General features: G+C 73.8%; 15 protein-coding genes. 5 read left to right on the top strand and 10 right to left on the bottom strand.

Going from position 1 to position 17,183, the window contains the following annotated elements:
- Window positions 1-11: 11 nt before the first annotated feature.
- Window positions 12-902, top strand: a complete 891-nt coding sequence (locus tag OG276_RS05610) for a bifunctional 5,10-methylenetetrahydrofolate dehydrogenase/5,10-methenyltetrahydrofolate cyclohydrolase (RefSeq protein ID WP_266903313.1) — start codon at window positions 12-14, stop codon at window positions 900-902.
- Window positions 903-1,044: 142 nt separating this feature from the next.
- Window positions 1,045-2,565 carry a peptide MFS transporter gene (locus OG276_RS05605; RefSeq protein WP_266903311.1) on the top strand — a complete coding sequence of 507 codons (1,521 nt, stop codon included), beginning with the start codon at window positions 1,045-1,047 and terminating at the stop codon, window positions 2,563-2,565.
- A 43-nt stretch (window positions 2,566-2,608) separates the two neighbouring features.
- Here OG276_RS05605 and OG276_RS05600 read toward each other — a convergent pair whose 3' ends face one another.
- The 4 genes from OG276_RS05600 to OG276_RS05585 form a co-directional block, all read right to left on the bottom strand.
- Entirely contained in the window at window positions 2,609-3,787 is a 1,179-nt protein-coding gene (locus tag OG276_RS05600) for an MAB_1171c family putative transporter (protein WP_266903309.1), read from the bottom strand.
- Between the two features lie 18 nt (window positions 3,788-3,805).
- Entirely contained in the window at window positions 3,806-5,227 is a 1,422-nt protein-coding gene (locus OG276_RS05595; RefSeq protein ID WP_266903307.1) for an NAD(P)/FAD-dependent oxidoreductase, read from the bottom strand.
- Between the two features lie 102 nt (window positions 5,228-5,329).
- Window positions 5,330-5,890, bottom strand: a complete 561-nt coding sequence (locus tag OG276_RS05590) for a toxin-antitoxin system, toxin component (RefSeq protein WP_266903305.1) — start codon at window positions 5,888-5,890, stop codon at window positions 5,330-5,332.
- Window positions 5,887-6,933 carry a hypothetical protein gene (locus tag OG276_RS05585; protein ID WP_266903303.1) on the bottom strand — a complete coding sequence of 349 codons (1,047 nt, stop codon included), beginning with the start codon at window positions 6,931-6,933 and terminating at the stop codon, window positions 5,887-5,889. Before OG276_RS05585 ends, OG276_RS05590 begins: the two co-directional genes overlap by 4 nt.
- A gap of 305 nt (window positions 6,934-7,238) precedes the next feature.
- Between OG276_RS05585 and OG276_RS05580 the strand changes: the two genes are divergently transcribed.
- Window positions 7,239-7,661, top strand: a complete 423-nt coding sequence (locus tag OG276_RS05580) for a hypothetical protein (protein WP_266903301.1) — start codon at window positions 7,239-7,241, stop codon at window positions 7,659-7,661.
- On the opposite strand, the gene OG276_RS05575 is transcribed toward OG276_RS05580, so the two are convergent.
- Together OG276_RS05575 and OG276_RS05570 are read right to left on the bottom strand one after the other, a co-directional pair.
- Window positions 7,647-8,513, bottom strand: a complete 867-nt coding sequence (locus OG276_RS05575) for a helix-turn-helix domain-containing protein (RefSeq protein ID WP_266903299.1) — start codon at window positions 8,511-8,513, stop codon at window positions 7,647-7,649. The genes OG276_RS05580 and OG276_RS05575 overlap by 15 nt on opposite strands.
- 37 nt (window positions 8,514-8,550) lie before the next feature.
- Window positions 8,551-10,338: an FAD-dependent oxidoreductase gene (locus OG276_RS05570; RefSeq protein ID WP_266903297.1), complete on the bottom strand. Its 1,788-nt coding sequence runs from the start codon at window positions 10,336-10,338 to the stop codon at window positions 8,551-8,553.
- Between the two features lie 215 nt (window positions 10,339-10,553).
- Between OG276_RS05570 and OG276_RS05565 the strand changes: the two genes are divergently transcribed.
- Complete coding sequence (locus OG276_RS05565) at window positions 10,554-10,859, top strand: 4a-hydroxytetrahydrobiopterin dehydratase (RefSeq protein WP_266903295.1); 306 nt, start codon at window positions 10,554-10,556, stop codon at window positions 10,857-10,859.
- Window positions 10,860-10,882: 23 nt separating this feature from the next.
- Entirely contained in the window at window positions 10,883-11,641 is a 759-nt protein-coding gene (locus OG276_RS05560; protein ID WP_266903293.1) for a class I SAM-dependent methyltransferase, read from the top strand.
- An 84-nt stretch (window positions 11,642-11,725) separates the two neighbouring features.
- On the opposite strand, the gene OG276_RS05555 is transcribed toward OG276_RS05560, so the two are convergent.
- The 4 genes from OG276_RS05555 to OG276_RS05540 all read right to left on the bottom strand — a co-directional run bounded on the left by OG276_RS05555 (window position 11,726) and on the right by OG276_RS05540 (window position 17,179).
- Window positions 11,726-12,166 carry an RICIN domain-containing protein gene (locus tag OG276_RS05555; protein ID WP_266903292.1) on the bottom strand — a complete coding sequence of 147 codons (441 nt, stop codon included), beginning with the start codon at window positions 12,164-12,166 and terminating at the stop codon, window positions 11,726-11,728.
- A gap of 7 nt (window positions 12,167-12,173) precedes the next feature.
- The gene (locus OG276_RS05550; protein ID WP_266903290.1) at window positions 12,174-13,022 is read right to left on the bottom strand and encodes an aldo/keto reductase; all 849 of its coding nucleotides are present in this window, start codon (window positions 13,020-13,022) and stop codon (window positions 12,174-12,176) included.
- 159 nt (window positions 13,023-13,181) lie between these two features.
- Window positions 13,182-13,961, bottom strand: coding sequence for an ABC transporter ATP-binding protein (locus OG276_RS05545; protein ID WP_266903288.1), 780 nt, complete (start codon window positions 13,959-13,961; stop codon window positions 13,182-13,184).
- Entirely contained in the window at window positions 13,958-17,179 is a 3,222-nt protein-coding gene (locus tag OG276_RS05540; protein WP_266903286.1) for an ATP-binding cassette domain-containing protein, read from the bottom strand. Before OG276_RS05540 ends, OG276_RS05545 begins: the two co-directional genes overlap by 4 nt.
- Window positions 17,180-17,183 lie beyond the last annotated feature (4 nt).

The following is a 17,183-nucleotide window of genomic DNA, read 5'->3' as shown; positions in this document are numbered from 1 at the left end:
CAGGAGCCCCGATGACCACTCAGACGACTACCCAGACGGCCCAGACCGCCACGCTGATGGACGGCACCGCCCTCGCCCGCCGCATCTCCGAGCAGACCGCCGAGTACGCCGCGAAGATCACCGAGCGCACCGGTACCGCGCCCTGTCTCGCCACCGTGCTGGTCGGCGAGGACCCCGCGTCCGTCACCTACGTGCGCATGAAGCAGAACCGCTGCGCGAAGGCCGGGATCACCTCCCGCCACGTGGAGCTGCCGGCCGAGACGACCACCGAGGAGCTCGTCGCCACCCTGACCGCGCTCTCCGAGGACCCGGAGATCAGCGGCATCCTGCTCCAGCACCCCGTCCCGCACCACATCGACGAGCGCGCCGCCTTCGAGGCCATCGCCCCGGGCAAGGACGTCGACGGGGTCACGATGCACTCCTTCGCCGCCATGGGCTTCGGACTGCCGGGCTTCGTCTCCTGCACCCCCGGCGGCATCATGCGCCTGCTGGAGGCCTACGACGTGGACCTGACCGGCAAGCACGCCGTGGTCGTCGGCCGCAGCGCGATCCTGGGCAAGCCCGCCGGGATGCTCCTGCTGGAGCAGAACGCCACCGTCACCTACTGCCACTCCCGCACGGTGGACCTGCCGTCCATCGTCCGCCAGGCGGACGTGCTGGTCGCCGCCGTCGGCAAGGCCGAGTTCATCCGCGGCGAGGACATCAAGCCGGGCGCCGTGGTCCTGGACGCCGGCTACAACGAGGGCAACGTCGGCGACGTCCACTTCGAGTCCGCCGCCGCCCGCGCCTCGCTGATCACCCCGGTACCGGGCGGCGTCGGCCCGATGACCATCGCGGTGCTGCTGGAGCAGACCGTCCAGGCCGCCGCCGCGCAGGCCGGGCTGGCCCTCGCGGACCTCTGACCCGTCCCGCACCCCCTGTCGTACGGCGAACGCCCCGGGCCTTTCGGTCCGGGGCGCTGCGTTTCCCGCGGTAACGGGCCGAAAGACCGATCCCGGTCCGGCGCGAGCGGGCTCCACTGAATATGTGAAGCCTTCGATGGATATGCACAAGCCCCCGGCGTCGGACGCTGCACCGGACGCTGCGGCGGTCGGCAGGAAGCGCCACCCGCGCGGGCTCGCCACCCTCGTCCTCGCCGAGCTGTGGGAGCGTTTCAGCCTCTACGGCATGGTCGCCATCCTCGTGCACTTCCTCGCCGCCTCCCGCGGCCACGGGGGCATGGGGCTCCACGAGGGCACCGCGGAGGCCGTGGAAGGCGTCTACATGGCCATGATCTCGCTGCTGGCGCTCCCCGGCGGCTGGATCGCCGACCGGTTCCTCGGCGCCCGGCGGGCCGTCCTGTGGGGCGGTGTGGTCATCATGGCCGGCCACGCCCTGATGGCCGTCCCGAACCCGGTCTTCGTCTGGCCCGGCCTGGTCCTCATCGTGATCGGCACCGGCCTGCTCAAGCCGAACATCTCCGCGCTGGTCGGCCGGCTGTACGCCGCCGACGACGACCAGCGGCGCGACGCCGGCTACTCGATCTTCTACATGGGCATCAACCTCGGCGCCGTCATCGCCCCGCTCGTCGTCGGCTACCTCGGCGAGGAGGTCGACTGGCACCTCGGCTTCGGCGCCGCCGCCGTCGGCATGGCCCTCGGCCTGGTCCAGTACGTCCTCGGCGGCCGGCGCCTGTCGGAGCAGCTGCGGGCGGAGCCCGTGGTCCGGCTCACCGCCGCCGAGCGGGCCAAGGTGCGCAAGTCCTCCTCGTACGGCCTGGTCTTCACCGCCGTACTGGTCGCCCTGCTGGCCGCCGCGCACGCGCTGAGCATCGACAACATCACCTTCGTGCTGACGATCGTCGCCGTGGTGGTCCCGGCGGGCGTGCTGCTCTCGATGTACCGCAGCCCCAAGATCGACCGGGTGGAGAAGACCCGGCTGCGGGCGTACGTCTGGCTCTTCCTGGCCGCCACGCTGTTCTGGCTGGTCTACGACCAGATGGGCAACGAGCTCAACCTGTTCGCCGCCCAGAAGACCGACCTGTCCCTGCTCGGCTGGCACATCCCGGCCAGCTGGACCCAGTCGCTGCCCTCGCTGTTCGTGATCGTCCTGGCCCCCGTCTTCGCCGCCTTCTGGGTGCGCCGGGGCAAGCACATGAGCACCCCGTTCAAGTTCGGCCTGGCCCTGCTGCTGACCGGCGCCTCCTTCGTGGTCATGTCGGGCGCCGCGGCGATCGCCTCCAGCGGGGTCAAGGTCTCGCTGATGTGGCTGGTGGGCGTGTACGTGATCCAGGTGATGGGCGAGATGTGCCTGAGCCCGGTGGGCCTCTCGGTCACCACCAAGCTCGCCCCTCGGGCCTTCACCAACCAGATGATGGGCGTCTGGTTCCTCGCCGCCGCCACCGGCGACGCGATCGGCGCGCAGCTGCCCCGGCTCGACGCGGTCATCGGGCAGAGCTGGAACTTCCTGTGGCAGGGCGCCATGGTGATCGCGGCCGGCGCGGTGATGGTCTTCTTCACCAAGCGGCTCAAGGTCCTGACGGGCGAGGCGGCCGCCGCCCGGGAAACGGTGGCGGTGGCGGCCTGACCGTCCCGTCCCGCCCCTGCCCGCACGCGACCGGGCCCAGTTCTCAGACGGCGGCCGTGGCCCGGCGGCGGGCCTCCGCCACGATGGTCGAGGTGTGGAACTCCCGCGCCAGCTCCGTCAGCGGCTGGCCGCCGAGCCGGCAGGGCTCGGCGGGACCGGACCCGGGGCCCGGCTCCGCCCGGCCGGCGGCGGCACGGCGCCGGCACGCGGCCGCGAGTACGGCCGCGTCCGCCACCAGGGCGGCGCCCCGCTCGCACCGTCCCTGGGCCAGCGCGGCCTCGTAGGCCTCGCTCCGGACGGCGGGGTCGAACCAGGAGGCGAGCGCCAGCAGCCCGTCGTCGATCACCGATTCTCGGTGGATCAGCCGGATCCCGACGGGGGACCACCAGGTCATCGGCACCGTCATCACACTGGACGCGGCGAACCCGTGCAGGGCCTTCCACAGCGGACGCAGCCGGCGGTACTGGCTGAGCTCCTGCCAGGCCGTCGATCCGCCGACCAGGGGCACGATGAACCCGATTCCGACCAGCAACGCCGCCGCGGAGGCGAGCGGCGGCGCCAGGTGGGTGGACAGTCCGTCCCAGTCCCGGCCGGACCAGCGTGCGCCGACCGCCGCCCACTTCGCGACGAGATAGCCCACGTCCATCACCATGCCGGACATGAGCAGCGCCAGCCCGGTGCGCAGCGCCCGCAGCGCCGGGTCCACCCGCCGCAGCCACTTCCAGCACAGCAGGGTCAGCGCCGTGCTGCCGACGGTGTGCGCGGCCAGGTAGAGGGCGATCATCTCGCGCATCCACGGGGTGTTGGCGTAGTACGTGTCCAGGTCGCGCAGCCGCTCGACCGGCGCGTCCCCCTTCGCGAACAGGAAGACGATCGTCACGACGACGGCGCCGTACGCGACCACCGTGATCCGGGTGGCCCGGCGGACCCCCGGCGTCGGGCCGCCGCCCCAGTGCAGGATCAGCACGATGCACGACGCCGAGAACGCGGTGAGCGTGCTGTAGACCAGGGGGGCGGAGAAGTTGACGATGCCGGTGAGGCGGTTGACCGCGGCGATCGTCGGCGGACCGGACAGGAACATGGCGAGGGAACCGACCACGAGCAGTGTGCACACGGCACGCATCAGCGGCTGGTCCCAGCCACGGCGCAGCGTAGGAGCCTTGATGACCAGGGCCAGGACGATCACGAACCCCGGAACGTAGAGGATGAGACCGTCCGTCATGGGGTGCCGGCCACAGCGCTAGCGCGCTTCGACGGGGTCGGCCTCTTGGCCGAGTCCCGCGACGGCCCGCTCGGCGGCGGTCAGCGGCGGGGCGTCCAGCGCATCGCGGTCCGAGGCGCGCAGGACCTGCCAGATCACCGACGGCTTGACCCAGTGGGTGGGCGGGCTGCTCATGGTGCTGACCTCCAGGAAGGCGGCGGTCAGCTCCTGCCGGGTGGTGGCCCCGGTCATCAGCCGCGAGACGTAGGAGTTGAGCAGGCCGGCGCCGGCGCGCGGCTCCGTTGCGGTGGCGCCCGGGTACAGGATGTCCTGCGCGGTGGCGAGCTCCCAGGCGGTGGCCACCTGCGGGGCGAGGGCGCGCTGCGCCTCCATTCCGATGGCGGGGTGGGCCGGGCTCTTGGCGCGCAGCAGGGCGCGGACGGCCAGCACACCCTTGGCCGCGACCGTCATGCCCTGGCCGTAGAGGGGGTTGAAGGTGGCGACCGAGTCGCCGACGGCGAAGAAGCCGCCGGGGAGCTCGGCCTTCTCGAAGAAGACCCGGCGATTGGCGGTGCCCCGGGTGACGGCGACGTCGGTCAGCGGCTTCCTGCCCTCCAGGAGCTCGCCGACGATCGGGTCGCGGATGCCCTTGGCGAACGGGATGAACTCGTCGGGGTCGCCGGTGGGCTGGCCGCCCCGGGTCCCGGAGAGGGTGGCCTGCCACTGGCCGTTCTCGATGGGGACGATCGTCGCGGTCTGACCGGGGACCGGGACCCGGGGGTCGGACTGCACGTTGACGATGGGGAAGCCCAGCTCGTGGGCTCCGGCGGGGGCCTCGAAGATCCTGGTCGCGTAGACCAGGCCGGAGTCGACCTCCGCCTGCCGGACGCCGTCCACGCCGAGCTCCTGGAGCCAGGCGCGGGCCCGGGAGCCGCGGCCGCTCGCGTCGACCACGAGGTCGGCGGTGATCAGCCGGCCCTCCTCCTCCGGGGTGTCGACACGGACGCCGGTGATCCGCCTCGCGGTGCCCTCCAGGGAGCGGACCCGGCCGCGCTGGAGGGTGGTGACCCCGTCCAGGGCGATCACCCGGGCGCGGACCACGGAGTCGAGGAGATCGCGGCTGCACGAGACGTTGAACTGCTTCTCCCCGTACCGCGGGATCCAGCCCCGGGCGGTCTTGGTGACCAGGTCGGTGGGCAGGCTGCGGCGGATCGCACCCGCCGCCGTCCAGTCCTCCACGATGCCCGGCAGCAGGTCCTCGATGGCGCGGGCGCCGCCCGACCACATGACGTGGACGTGGCGGGCCTGCGGCAGTCCCCGCCGGGGCTCCGGGAGCTCGGGCAGGGTGTCGGCGTCGATGATGGTGACCCTCGCGTGCTCGGCGAGGACGGCGGCCGCCAAGAGGCCTGCCATGCTGCCCCCGATGACGACGGCGTGGCGGTGCGGGGAGGACTGGGTCATCGTGTGGTGCTCTCTGTCAGGGCCGTGCGCGTGCGCATCGGCGGAATGGGTGCGTCGGCGGGAGGCGGTGGTCAGCCGCCGGGGGCGTGGGCCGGGGCCCGCTCAACGTCCACAGCCGAACGAGGTCTTGATGCGCTCGATCACCTCGGGTACCTGCTCTTCCCGGGGCGGTGGCAGGAAGGTCCTGAGGATCTTTCCGAGGTGCAGGCCGAAGGTCTCCGCCCGGATCTCCGCGGGATCGCTGCGGTCGGCCCGGGCGGCCGCCTGCCGCAGCACGGAGCTCAGCCCGTCCTCGGAGTGCAGCAGCTCCGCCAGGCGGCCGCCCCGGCCGGTCAGCCGGGCGGCCACCGCCATGCCCTGACCGTGCCGGTCGCAGGTCCCCTCGTCCAGGTGCCACAGCTCGTGGCAGGCGATGACGAGCTGGTGCTCGGGCCGGGTGCGCTCCTCGATGACGAGGAGGTCGCGGTCCTCCATCTCCAGCCACAGCCCGCTGGCCGTGTCGGGCGGGAAGACGGCGAACCGGAACACGACCGGCCGGTCGCGGCCGCTCCCGTAGGCGGCGCACAGGCTCCCGATGATGGCGGGGGCGTCCGTACCCGGAGTCAGGCGCGCCGCCGCCAGCAGATCGTCGCCGAGCTTCCGCATGGCCCGTGTGGTCCTCATGACGCTCCCCCTTCGGCACTGCGGTCGATGTCCTCGGCGCCGCCCGGCGGGCGGGGGACGGCCGGGCGGCCCAACTGCCCTTCCCGCGCCAGCAGATCGTCCAGGTAGTCCGCCAGCGCCTTCCAGCCGCCCGGCGAGAGCCGGCCGGCCCGGGTGACGATGCTGCGCACGTCGTGCGCCCGCAACACGGCGAGCATCGGGTTCTCGGCGTTCCGCTCCGAGGACCGCAGCTCGCGCTCGATCCCGGCGAGCGCCCCGGCCAGCGCCTCGGTGTCGTCGGCCAGCAGGAAGCCGCTCTCGACCCCGTAGAAGCGCTGGATCCCGGCGGCCGCCGCGAGGTTGGGGAGCCCCTCGCCCCGGGTGAGGCGGGTCAGCGACTGGCCCGAGGCGTCGAAGGAGCCGGCGATGGCGGACAGGGAGTGGGGCTGGCCGTCCTCCCGCAGGCGCGTGCGGCGCAGGTGCTCGAAGCGGCGGCGCACCTGCTCCTTCAGCGGGAGCCGGGGCGGATTGCCGTCGAGCGTCAGCCGGATGTCCTGCGGGGTGATGCCGGTGAGGTACGAGAGGCGTTCGAGGTCGTCCGCGGGGCCTTCCGCCCGGCCCCCGGGCCCGGACCCGGTGGTGGCCAGGGCGCGCTCGACCGCGCTCTTGCTGTCGGCGAGCAGGAAGCCGGCGTACACCCCGAAGAACCGCTGCACGCCGGCCGCGTGGCCGAGCCGGGGCAGTCCGGTGCCCGCGTTGAGCGGACCGAGGGAGGCGCCGGGGGCGTCGAAGTCCTCGGCTATGGCCGCGAGCGACCACTCCCGGCCGTGCTTGTCGCGGCGGGTGGCGCGCAGCCGCAGGAAACGCCGGTGCACCCGCTCGCACAGCGGCAGCTCGGCGGCGGTGCCGTCCAGCACCCCGGGCAGGAGGGCCGGTTCGACCCCGGACAACTGGCTGAGCCGCTCCACGGCGAGCACGTGCGCGGGGTCCTGGCCGCAGCGCTCCGCCAGTGCCACGACACGGGCCCGGACCGCGCGGAGGTCGGGCCGGTCGGCGGCTCGCACCGGGTGTTGCTCCGTCAATAGAGAGAAGGTTCGAACTGGTTGCTCTGCGTGAAGCCTAACCCCGGGTTCCGTGGCGGAACAGGGTGGCTCCCAACGTTTCCTTCCGTTCAGCTCAAAAAACGTGGGGATCGGCCCCCGTCGCGAACCCCGGACGGCCGTGCGCCCATTACCCGGCAGGTAATCGACCCGCCAGGGCTCCGGCGGCACAGTGGAGCCATCGGGTTCCGGGGCCGCGCACTCGGCTCCGGGGCCCGGGCGCTCGTACCCCACCAGTGCATTCGACCCTCGACGGAGGCTGATCCGCCATGTCCGCAACCCTGCTCACCGCCGTAGCCCGCACCGCCGTCCCCTGGACCGCGCTGCGTCGGTTCCTCGCCCTCGACTCCGTCGTCACCACCGGCAACGGGCTCGCCTACGTCGCCCTCTCCGCGCCCCTCGGCCGCCTGCTCGGCGTCGGGCAGGGGCTGCTGCTGGGGCTCGGGGTGTTCCTGGTGCTCTACGGGGCGGGCGTAGGCCTGCTGGCCTCGCGCCGGCAGCCCCCGGTCTTCCCCGTCCGGCTCGTCATCGAAGGCAACTACGCCTGGGCCGCGCTCAGCCTCGTCGCCGTCGTGGTCTGGTTCACGCCCACCACCGTCGGGGCGGTGTGGATCCCGGCGCAGGCGCTCACCGTCGCCTCCTTCGCCCTCCTCCAGCAGCTGGCGCTGCGCGCGGGCTCAGGGCGCCAGTGACCGCAGGTACTTCACCGTCGCCGGGTCGGCCGGCAGCAGGGTCTCGATGGCCAGCTCGGCGACCGTCACGTCCATGGGGGTGTTGAAGGTCGAGATGGAGGACACGAAGGAGAGCAGGTGCCCGTCGTGCTCGATCCGCAGCGGGAGCGCGAGGTACGCGACGGCCTCGACCGGCCCGTCCTGGTACGGCTCGTCCCCGTGCGGCCCGTCCTGGTACGGCCCTTCCCCGTGCGGCCCGTCCTCGCCGGCCCCCGCCGCTCCGGTGGGCAGCGGATAGGCGGCCACCTCCTCGTACAGCGCGCGCAGCGGCGCCGAACGGGCCAGTGCGATCTGCCGCTCCATCTGGGCCAGCAGGTGCCCGCGCCACTCGCGCAGGTTGCGGATGCGGGGGGCGAGGCCCTCCGGGTGCAGGGTCAGCCGCATCGCGTTGAGGGGACCGGCCAGGAGGTGCTCCGGCAGCCCCTCCATCAGCATCATGATGCCCCGGTTGGCGGCCACCACGCCGTACGTGGCGTCCACCACCAGCGCCGGATACGGCTCGTAGGCGGCCAGCAGCCGTTCCAGTCCCTCGCGCAGCACTTCCATCGAGGGGTCGTCCAGCGGGGTGTGGGCGTACCGGGGCGCGTAACCGGCCGCCACCAGAAGGGCGTTGCGGTCCCGAACCGGGACGTCCAGCCGGTCGGCGAGCCGCAGCACCATCTCCTCGCTCGGCCGGGAACGGCCCGTCTCCACGAAGCTGATGTGCCGGGAGGAGGAGTCGGCGCGGCCCGCCAGCTCCAGCTGGCTGAGCCCGCGCCGCTCCCGCCAGTTGCGCAGCAGGGCTCCTACCGTCAAGGGCGCAGCAGTCGTCATACCGCGACGGTAGCCCAGCCGGGCACCCGCGGCCGGGTCACCCCAGGTCGAAGACGTTCCGCAGGCCGAGGCGGTAGCGCCACAGGTCCTGCCGCTTCGCGGACTCCACCTCCGGGGCCCGGTAGAGCGGCCGCACCGTGCACCGGGATGCCGGTGAACCATCCCTGTCCAGCAGGGAGTTGACCGCCGCCCGGGCCGAGGCGTTGGCCCCCTCCATGGTCGCCAGGTCGATGTCGACGGACACGTAGTCCCCGCTGAGGAAGAAGTTCGGGATCCGGGTGCCCGCGCTCGGCCGGTTGTGGAAGGTCCCGGTCGGGTGGATCAACAGCTGGTCCTCGTTGGTCGGATGGGGGGTCCCGATCCCGTCCACCCCCGGGTCCAGGAACCACGAGTGCAGCTTTCCGTCCGACAGCAGGGTCTTCCCGGTGTCGTTGAGCGAGGCCTTCAGCTGCGCCCACACCTCGCGGGCCACCTCCTCGCGGGTGCACTGCTTGGCCGTCTTCCCGTAGAGGATCCCCGGCTTGTCCCACTCGGAGATGTCCACCGACAGGCAGTCCACGGCCGCGCCGTCCCCGTAGTCGGCGGGGAAGTTCCGCGCCGGCCAGTGCTCGGCCTGCTGGATCGCCGTCAACGACCAGGGCGAGTCGATGCAGTTGAGGTGCCCGTGTACGAGGGGTGCGCGCTCGGTGAGGTAGAACTGGATGCCGGTCATCCAGTCGGTCCGCAGCAGGTCGCACCGCCCGAGCATCGGGTCGGCCGCGCGCAGCGCCGGGCTCCAGGTGCGGCGGGCGTGCTCGACGGGCAGCGCGCTGACGTAGTGGTCGGCGGTGACCGTCTGCGCGGCTCCGGCCGGGTCCTCGATGAGGACCCCGCTCACGCGGCCGTCCCCGTACCGCACCTCGCGCACCGTCCACCCGATCTTGAACTCCACGCCCAGCGAGCGCAGATGGGCCTCCCAGGGGTCGATCCAGGCCTCGTTGGTGGGGAGGTTCAGGATGCGGTCCGGCGGGCCGTCGGCGCCGCGGCCCAGCAGGTTGAAGACGAAGGCCTCGCCGAGCCTGCCGACGGTGCGGGTCGAGGCCTCCTCGGCCTTGGTGGCCACGATGTTGCGGGTGACGCCGATGGCGAGGATCCGCTGGTACTCGCTCGACATCCGCGCGGCCCGGGTGAACTCCCACCACGGGGTCCGCTCCCACTGCCCGTCGCGCCGCTCGTCGCAGCTGGTGAGGAACACCAGGGCGCGGTCGACGAAGTACGCCGTCTCGTGGAGCGGGAGGCGGACCAGCGACTGGAGGATCCCGGTGAGGGCCCGGCGCAGCTCGTCGGGGGTCAGCTCGGCGGGGGAGTGCTCCGGCCAGGGGATGGGCGCGCGCAGGTCCTCGCGGCCGGCCGCCCGGGCGAACATCATCTCGCGCGGGGCGACGAGGTTGTCCCAGACGCCGTTGGCGTTGCCCGGGAAGGGGATGCGCCGCATCGTGTCCGGCAGGTTGTGATAGATCCCCGGGATGAAGCGGAAGCCGTGCTCGGCGGGGAGCGGGCGGCGCCCGCCGCGGGCGCTGCCGGGGACGTCCATGCTGCGGGCCTTGCCGCCGAGCGCCCGCCGCTCGTACACGGTGACGGCGTAGCCGCGTTCGGCCAGTTCGTGCGCGGCGGTGAGGCCGGCGACCCCGCCGCCGAGGACGGCCACGCTGCGCGCCTGCCCGGCCGCGGCGGATCCGGTGGCGGCCCCGGCCGGGGCCGCGAGGCTCCCGGCGGCCGATAACGCGCCCGCGGTGGCGGCGGCCCCCGCGATGAACGTGCGCCTGGAGTTTCCTGTGCGCGTCACGGTGATGCTCCCTCGATGTCGTCGGCACCCAGCGGTATTACCGGCGGTAACAGTCACGTCCGGCGCAGGAGCATAGGGGTGGCGCGGTGGTCACGGAAGGCAGGGAAGCACCCGCACGCACTATGGCGCGAAACCTTCCCTCCAGCCCGTGCTGTGGGAACCTTGACTCCACGTCAGGCCAATCGGGCAGTCGTCTACGGGGAAGGAGCCTGCGGATGTCGAGAGAGCCGCTTTCGCAGAAGGAGATCGAGGACCGGCTGCGGGAACTCCCCGGCTGGGCCTTCGAGGACGACCGCATCATCCGCACCTACCGGCTGGGCAGCCACTTCGCGGCGAGCGCGCTGGTCAGCCACATCGCCGCCGTGCAGCAGGAGTTGAACCACCACTCCGACCTCACCCTCGGCTACAACACCGTCCGTCTCTCGGTGAACACGCACGACGCCGGAGACTCCGTCACCGACGCCGACTTCACCCTCGCCGAGCGGGTGGAATCCCTGGCCCCCTCCCACGGCGCCGCCTGATGCCGGAAGCACCACCCATCCCCGTGCCCACGCCGAGACCGCTCCTGGACTACGACGCCGAAGCCGAGGCCTACGACGCCACCCGCGGCGGGGCCCCGCGCGCCGAGGCCGCCGCCGCGGCGGTCCTCGGCCTGCTCCCGCCGGACACCGACACCCTGCTCGACCTCGGCTGCGGCACGGGCATCGTCACCACCCGCATCGCCGCCGCCCGCCCGGGGCTGCGCGTCCTCGGCGCGGACGCCTCGTACGGGATGGCCGCCATGGCGCGCTCCCGCGGGGTCCCGGTGGTCCTCGCCTCCGGGACCCGGCTCCCGTTCCGCTCGGGTTCGCTCGACGCGGTCAGCGCGGTCTGGCTGCTGCACCTGCTCCGCTCGCCGGGGCTGGTGGCCGCCGTGATCGCCGAGGCCGGGCGGGTGCTGCGGCCCGGCGGGGTGTTCGTCACCACCGTCGACAAGGACGCCGCCCACGACGTGGGCAGCGATATCGACGAGGTGCTCGCCGAGCACCTCACCGCCACCCCCGCCGACTCCGCCCATGCCGTCACCGGCCACGCGGCCGCGGTGGGCCTGCACCCCGCCGGCGAAACCCTCTTCACCGGCCACGGCCAGGGCCGCACCCCGCGCGGGGCCGCCGAAGCCCTGCTCGCCGGGCGGTACGCCTCCCGGGTCCACCCGCGCGGGATCACCCCGCGCGAGCTCGCTGACCGGCTGCAGCTGCTGCCGGGACCGGACACCCCGCGCGCGGAGCCCACGTACCGGCTGCGCGGCTTCGTACGGGCCTGACGGGCGGGTAGACGGGCGGGGCGGGCTGGCGGGGCAGTGGCGATGGGCCCCGCTCCCCGCCCCCGCCCCGTTCCCGTCCCCGCCTCAGGCGGGCTCCAGGCGCCACCACTGCGCCGGGGAGTCGCTGTCCTCGCACTGCCGGGCCCGGCCCTCCGCGTCCGCCTCCAGCGGCAGGCCGCTGATGGCGGCGATCAGCGAGACCACGCCCGGGTCGTCGAGGTGCTCCTCCACGACCCACTCCTGCGCCCCGAAGGCGTTCGCCTTCCACACCTGGACCCGGGTGCCGCTCTCGGTGGACGCGTTCGCGACATCGAGCCGCTTGCCGTTGTGGACGCTGACCAGGTGGAAGATCCCGCCGCCGCTGTGCACCGGGGTGATCTCCCACTGCCGGGCCGCGGCCGGCTCGCCGTCCGGCCCGACCCAGACCCGGTTGCCGCTCTCGACCTGGAGCAGCAGCCCGCTCCCGGCATTGCGGATCAGGTACACGCCGTCGGGCGCCTTCGTTTCTCTCGCCGCCTCGCTCACCGGCGGCTCAGTAGTCGAACTCGGCCGGGTCGGGACCGATCCGGCGGCCCGCCGAGCCCGCGCCGAGCGCGTCCAGCGCTGCGATGTCCCCGGCGTCCAGCTCGAAGCCGAAGACGTCCAGGTTCTCCCGGATCCGCGCCGGGGTCACGGACTTCGGGATCACGACGTTGCCCAGCTGGAGGTGCCAGCGCAGGACCACCTGAGCGGCCGAGCGGCCGTGCTTGGCGGCGATCGCGGTGACGGCGGGCAGGGTGAGCAGGTCCTTGCCCTGGCCGAGCGGGGACCAGGCCTCGGTGGCGATGCCCAGGCGGGCGTGCAGGGCGCGCAGCTCGCTCTGGGGGAGCAGCGGGTGCAGCTCGATCTGGTTCACGGCCGGCACCAGGGAGCTCTCGGCGCCGAGCCGCTCCAGGTCGGCGGGGCGGAAGTTGGACACGCCGACGGCCTTGGCGCGGCCGCTCTGCGCGATCTCCTCGAAGGTCTTCCAGATGGCGAGGAAGTCGTCGCGCATCGGGCGCGGCCAGTGGATCAGGTACAGGTCGATCTCGTCGAGGCCCAGCTTGGCGAGCGAGGCGTCGAACTCGCGGAGCGCGTTGTCCCGGCCCCAGGTCTCGGACTTCCCGTTCCACAGCTTGGTGGTGACGAAGAGCTCCTCGCGCGGCACCCCGGCGGAGGCGATGGCCTTGCCGGTGCCCTCCTCGTTGCCGTAGATGGCGGCCGTGTCGATGCTGCGGTAGCCCGCCTCCAGCGCCGTCCGGACGGCCTGCTCCGCCTCGGCGTCCGGAACCTGCCAGACGCCGTAGCCGAGCTGGGGCATGAGCGTGCCGTTGTTGAGCTTGATGCCGGGGACCTGATTCACGTCGGTCGTTCCCTCTGGTCGTCGCTGGTACGGGTACTGACTGCCGTACGGACGCTCGTGCGCGCGGGTCCGTACGACCGGCGACAACCGGGCCCCGGCGTGGCCTATTCCCGCCGTACGGGTGAATCCGTACGGCGGGAACAGGCCGGGGTCCCCGCGCTAGGCCCCCAGGTACGCCTCCCGGACCAGCGCGTTGGCCCGTACCTCGGCGGCCGTGCCCTCGGCGAGCACGGTGCCCAGGTCCAGGACGACCACCCGGGTGCAGAGGTCCATCACGAAGGCGACGTTGTGCTCGACCAGCAGCACGGCGCAGCCCTCCTCCTCGGCGAGCCGGCGCACGACCGCCGCGAGCTGCTCGCGTTCGGGCGCGGACATGCCCGACGCGGGCTCGTCCAGGAGCAGCACCCGGGGCGGATCGGCCACGGCGCGGGCCAGCTCGACCATCCGGGCCCGCCCCACCGGCAGACCGCCGGCGTACGCGTCCCCGAGCGCGCCGATGCCGCAGTCCGCCAGCACCCGCGCGGCCCGCTCCCGCCGCTCCCGCTCCCGGCGGCGCCGGGTGGGCGAGGCGACCAGATCGGCGGCGAGGCCGCCGCCCCCGCCCCGCCACTCCTGCGCGACCAGGACGTTGTCGGCCACGCTGAGCTGTCCGAACAACTGCTGGCGCTGGAAGGTCCGGCGCATGCCGCGGCGGGCCCGCCAGACGGGGGAGCGCCGGGTGACGTCCACCCCGTCGAGCAGCATCCGGCCCTGATCGGGCCGCCGGATCCCGGACAGCACGTCGAACAGGGTGGTCTTCCCCGCCCCGTTCGGCCCGATCAGCCCGCACACCTCGCCCGCCCGGATCCCGAGGTCCACGCCCGTCAGCGCCTTGACCCCGCCGAACCGGACACTGACGCCGCGGGCCTCCAGTACGTACGGGGCTTCGCCCGCGCTCATGTCGCCATCCCCAGGTAGGCCTCGGTCAGCCGGTCCGCCTCCACCTCGGAGCGCGGGCCGCACCAGGAGACGCGGCCCTGCGAGAGGTAGGCGACGGTGTCGGCGATCCCGAGGATCTCGGCCGCCTTCTCCTCCACCAGCAGGAGCGCGGTGCCGGCGGCGCGGAGCTCCATGAGCAGCCCGTACACCTCGTCCACCACGCGCGGGGCGAGCCCCAGGGAGGGTTCGTCCGCGATCAGCACCCCGGGCGGGCGCTGCAACAGCGGTGCGAGGGCCAGCATTTGCTGTTCCCCGCCGGACAACGCCCCTGCGGACACCGAGCGTCGCTCGCGCAACCGGGGGAACCGGTCGTAGACGGCGTCCCGTTCGGACGGGTCCCTCAGGTAGAGGGCGAGGTTCTCCTCGATGCTGAGCGAGGGGAAGATCCCCCGCCCCTCGGGTGCGAGCAGCACTCCCGCCCGGGAGCGGCCCACGGCGCCGTCGCGGGTGGCGTCCCGCCCGCCCACGTGGACGCTCCCGCCGACGACGGCCAGCGCGCCGGCCGCCACCCGGCAGGCGGTGCTCTTCCCGGCCCCGTTGGGCCCGAGCACGGCGAGGATCTCCCCGCGCCGCACGAGGAGGTCCACCCCGTGCAGCACGAGCCCCCCGTCGTACCCGGCGGTGACACCGCGCAGCTCCAGGGCGGGCGCCCCCACGGGCGGCTCCGCCGGTGGATTCGAGGTCGCCCTCTCCCTGGCGGGCTGGTTCGGTATGGCTGTGTCCGGGACGGCCAGGTCCCGGGCGGGCTGGTTCGGAGCCGGCGGCTCCGGGACGGATGCCTCCAGAACCGGCGGCTCGGGGGCGGATCCCTCCGGGGAGTGCCCGGCTGCGAAGGCCTGCCCTGCGGGCAGCGTGTCCCCCACCCCGCCCCTTCCCGAAACCGGGGGCGCTGCCCCCGGCCCCCCGGGCCTTTCGGGGGCTCCGCCCCCGGACCCCCGCGCCTCAAACGCCGGCGGGGCTGATTTCCAGCCTGCCCGGCGTTCGGGGGGCGGAGCCCCGGTTTCGGGAAGGGGCGGGGTGGGGGAGAGCCCCGCAGGGCCCACCCCGGCTCCGCCACCGACCCGTGCCGCGGGAACGCCCCCGGCCCCGGCTTCGGCTTCGGCCCCGGCCCCGGCTCCCGTGGAGGCCGATGCCCCGGCCCCGGCCCCGGCCCCGGCTCCGGCCCCGGCCCCGGCCCCGGCCCCGGCTCCGGCCCCGGCTCCGGCCCCGGCCTCGGCCTCGGCCCCGGACGAGGTGCCGGCGGAGGCCATGGCTTTGGCGCCGGACGAGGCGCCGGCCCGGCGGCGGGCCAGGCGTACCGGCACCGCCGCGCAGTAGCCGTCGGGGTCGTTGGCCAAGGCCAACCCCGCCAGGCCGAACAGGATCACCGGCAGGTGCGCCGACTCCGTCACGTAGTCCGCCATCACCCGCGGAGCGACGGCGAAGACCAGCCCCGCCACCACCGCGTACTGCGGCCTGCGCACGCCCGCCGCGACGACCACCGCCAGCCACACCAGCCCGGTCATCGCCGTGAAGTCCGTAGCGGTGATGCGGGTGTTGTACGAGGCGTACATCACGCCCCCGAAGCCGGCCAGCCCCGCCGACAGGGTGAAGAGGAGGAGCTTCGTGCGCAGCACGGACACCCCGGAGGCCATCGCGGCCGCGGGAGCCGACCGTACGGCGAGCATCGCGCGGCCCGAGGGGGAGGCCCGCAGCGCGCTCAGCCCGGCGGCGACCGCCGCGACCAGGAGGAGCAGGGCCACGCCCAGCGCCCGGTCGTCGGAGAGGTCCACCGGCCCGATGACGGGGCGCGGGATGGACCACCCGGAGTCCCCGTTGCGCAGCCACCGCATCTGGAAGAGCACCTGGTCCGCCAGGAAGGCCAGGGCCAGCGTCGCCAGCGCCAGGGAGCGCCCGCCGAGCCGTAGCGCGGGCAATGCGACCAGGGCTCCCAGCAGAGCGGCCACGCACGTGCCGACCGCCAGCGCCGCGAAGAACGGCCAGCCGCGGCTCATCAGCAGTCCGGCCACCAGCGCGGCCCCGGTCACGAAGGTGCCCTGGGCCAGGGACACCATCGCCCCGAGCCCGGTGACCACGGTGAAGGACATGAACACCAGGGCCAGCGCGAGCCCTTGGGCGAGGAGCCCGCTCCAGAAGGGTGTGGTCACGGTGTAGAAGGCCGTGCCCAGCAGGACCGCGCCCGCGGCCCACACCCCCCAGCGCCGTCCCCACGGGGCCCCGGCCAGATGGTCCGGCGAGGCCACGTCCACGGCGGCGGTTCCGGCGGCCCGGGCCCGCCGGGTGAGCACCAGCAGCCCGCCGAAGAGGATCAGGAAGGGCACGGCCGTCCTGAAGCCGGTGACGGAGTCGGCGAAGGACGCGTAGCCGACGACCAGGTTCTGCAGGACCCCGAGCCCCAGCCCGCCGGCGAAGGCGAGCGGGACGGAGGCGAACCGCCCGATGACGGCCGCGGTGGCCGACACGAACAGGAACAGCGTGAAATCGTGCGCCGACAGCCCGAGGAGCGGGGTCGCCAGCACCCCCGCCAGCCCGGCCAGCCCCGACGCGATCATCCACGCCACCGAGGACAGCCGGTCGGCGTCGATCCCGCGCAGTTCGGTGAGCGAGCGGTTGTCGACGGCGGCCCGCAGTCGCAGCCCCAGCCGGGTGTGCCGCATCAGCACCCACAGGGCGACCGCCACCAGGGCGGTGGCCACCCAGGTGATCAGCTGGTCGGAGTCGATGCCCACGTCGGCGGTGAGCTGCCAGGACTTCGCGGGGCTCGGCCCCACCCCCGGCAGTCCGAACTGGTTCTCCGCCGGCTTGAGCGGCGCTCCCGCCTCGGTGAGGAGCTCCACCGTCCACAGCCCGGCCGCCGGCAGGGCCACCAGCAGCCCGATGGTGGCCACGATCTGCGCCGTCTCGCCGACCTGCGCGAGCCGGCGGAACATCAGCCGGTCCAGCGCCCACCCGAGCCCGGGCGCCAGTACGAGGACCACCAGCAGCGCCGCCGGGACGGCCGGCCAGCCGAGCCCGGAGTGCAGTTCGTAGAAGGTGAGCGCGCACAGGTAGGCGGTGGCCCCGTGCGCGAAGTTGAACAGCCCGGACGCCGAGTACGACAGCACCAGCCCGGTGGCCAGCAGTGCGTACAGGGCGCCGGACACCAGACCGCTCAGTACGAAGGCGAGCAGATCTCCCATTCGG

Origin of the sequence: Streptomyces sp. NBC_00086 (assembly GCF_026343255.1) — a bacterium.
Lineage (GTDB): Bacteria > Actinomycetota > Actinomycetes > Streptomycetales > Streptomycetaceae > Streptomyces.
This window is presented reverse-complemented; position numbering and strand designations above follow the sequence as displayed.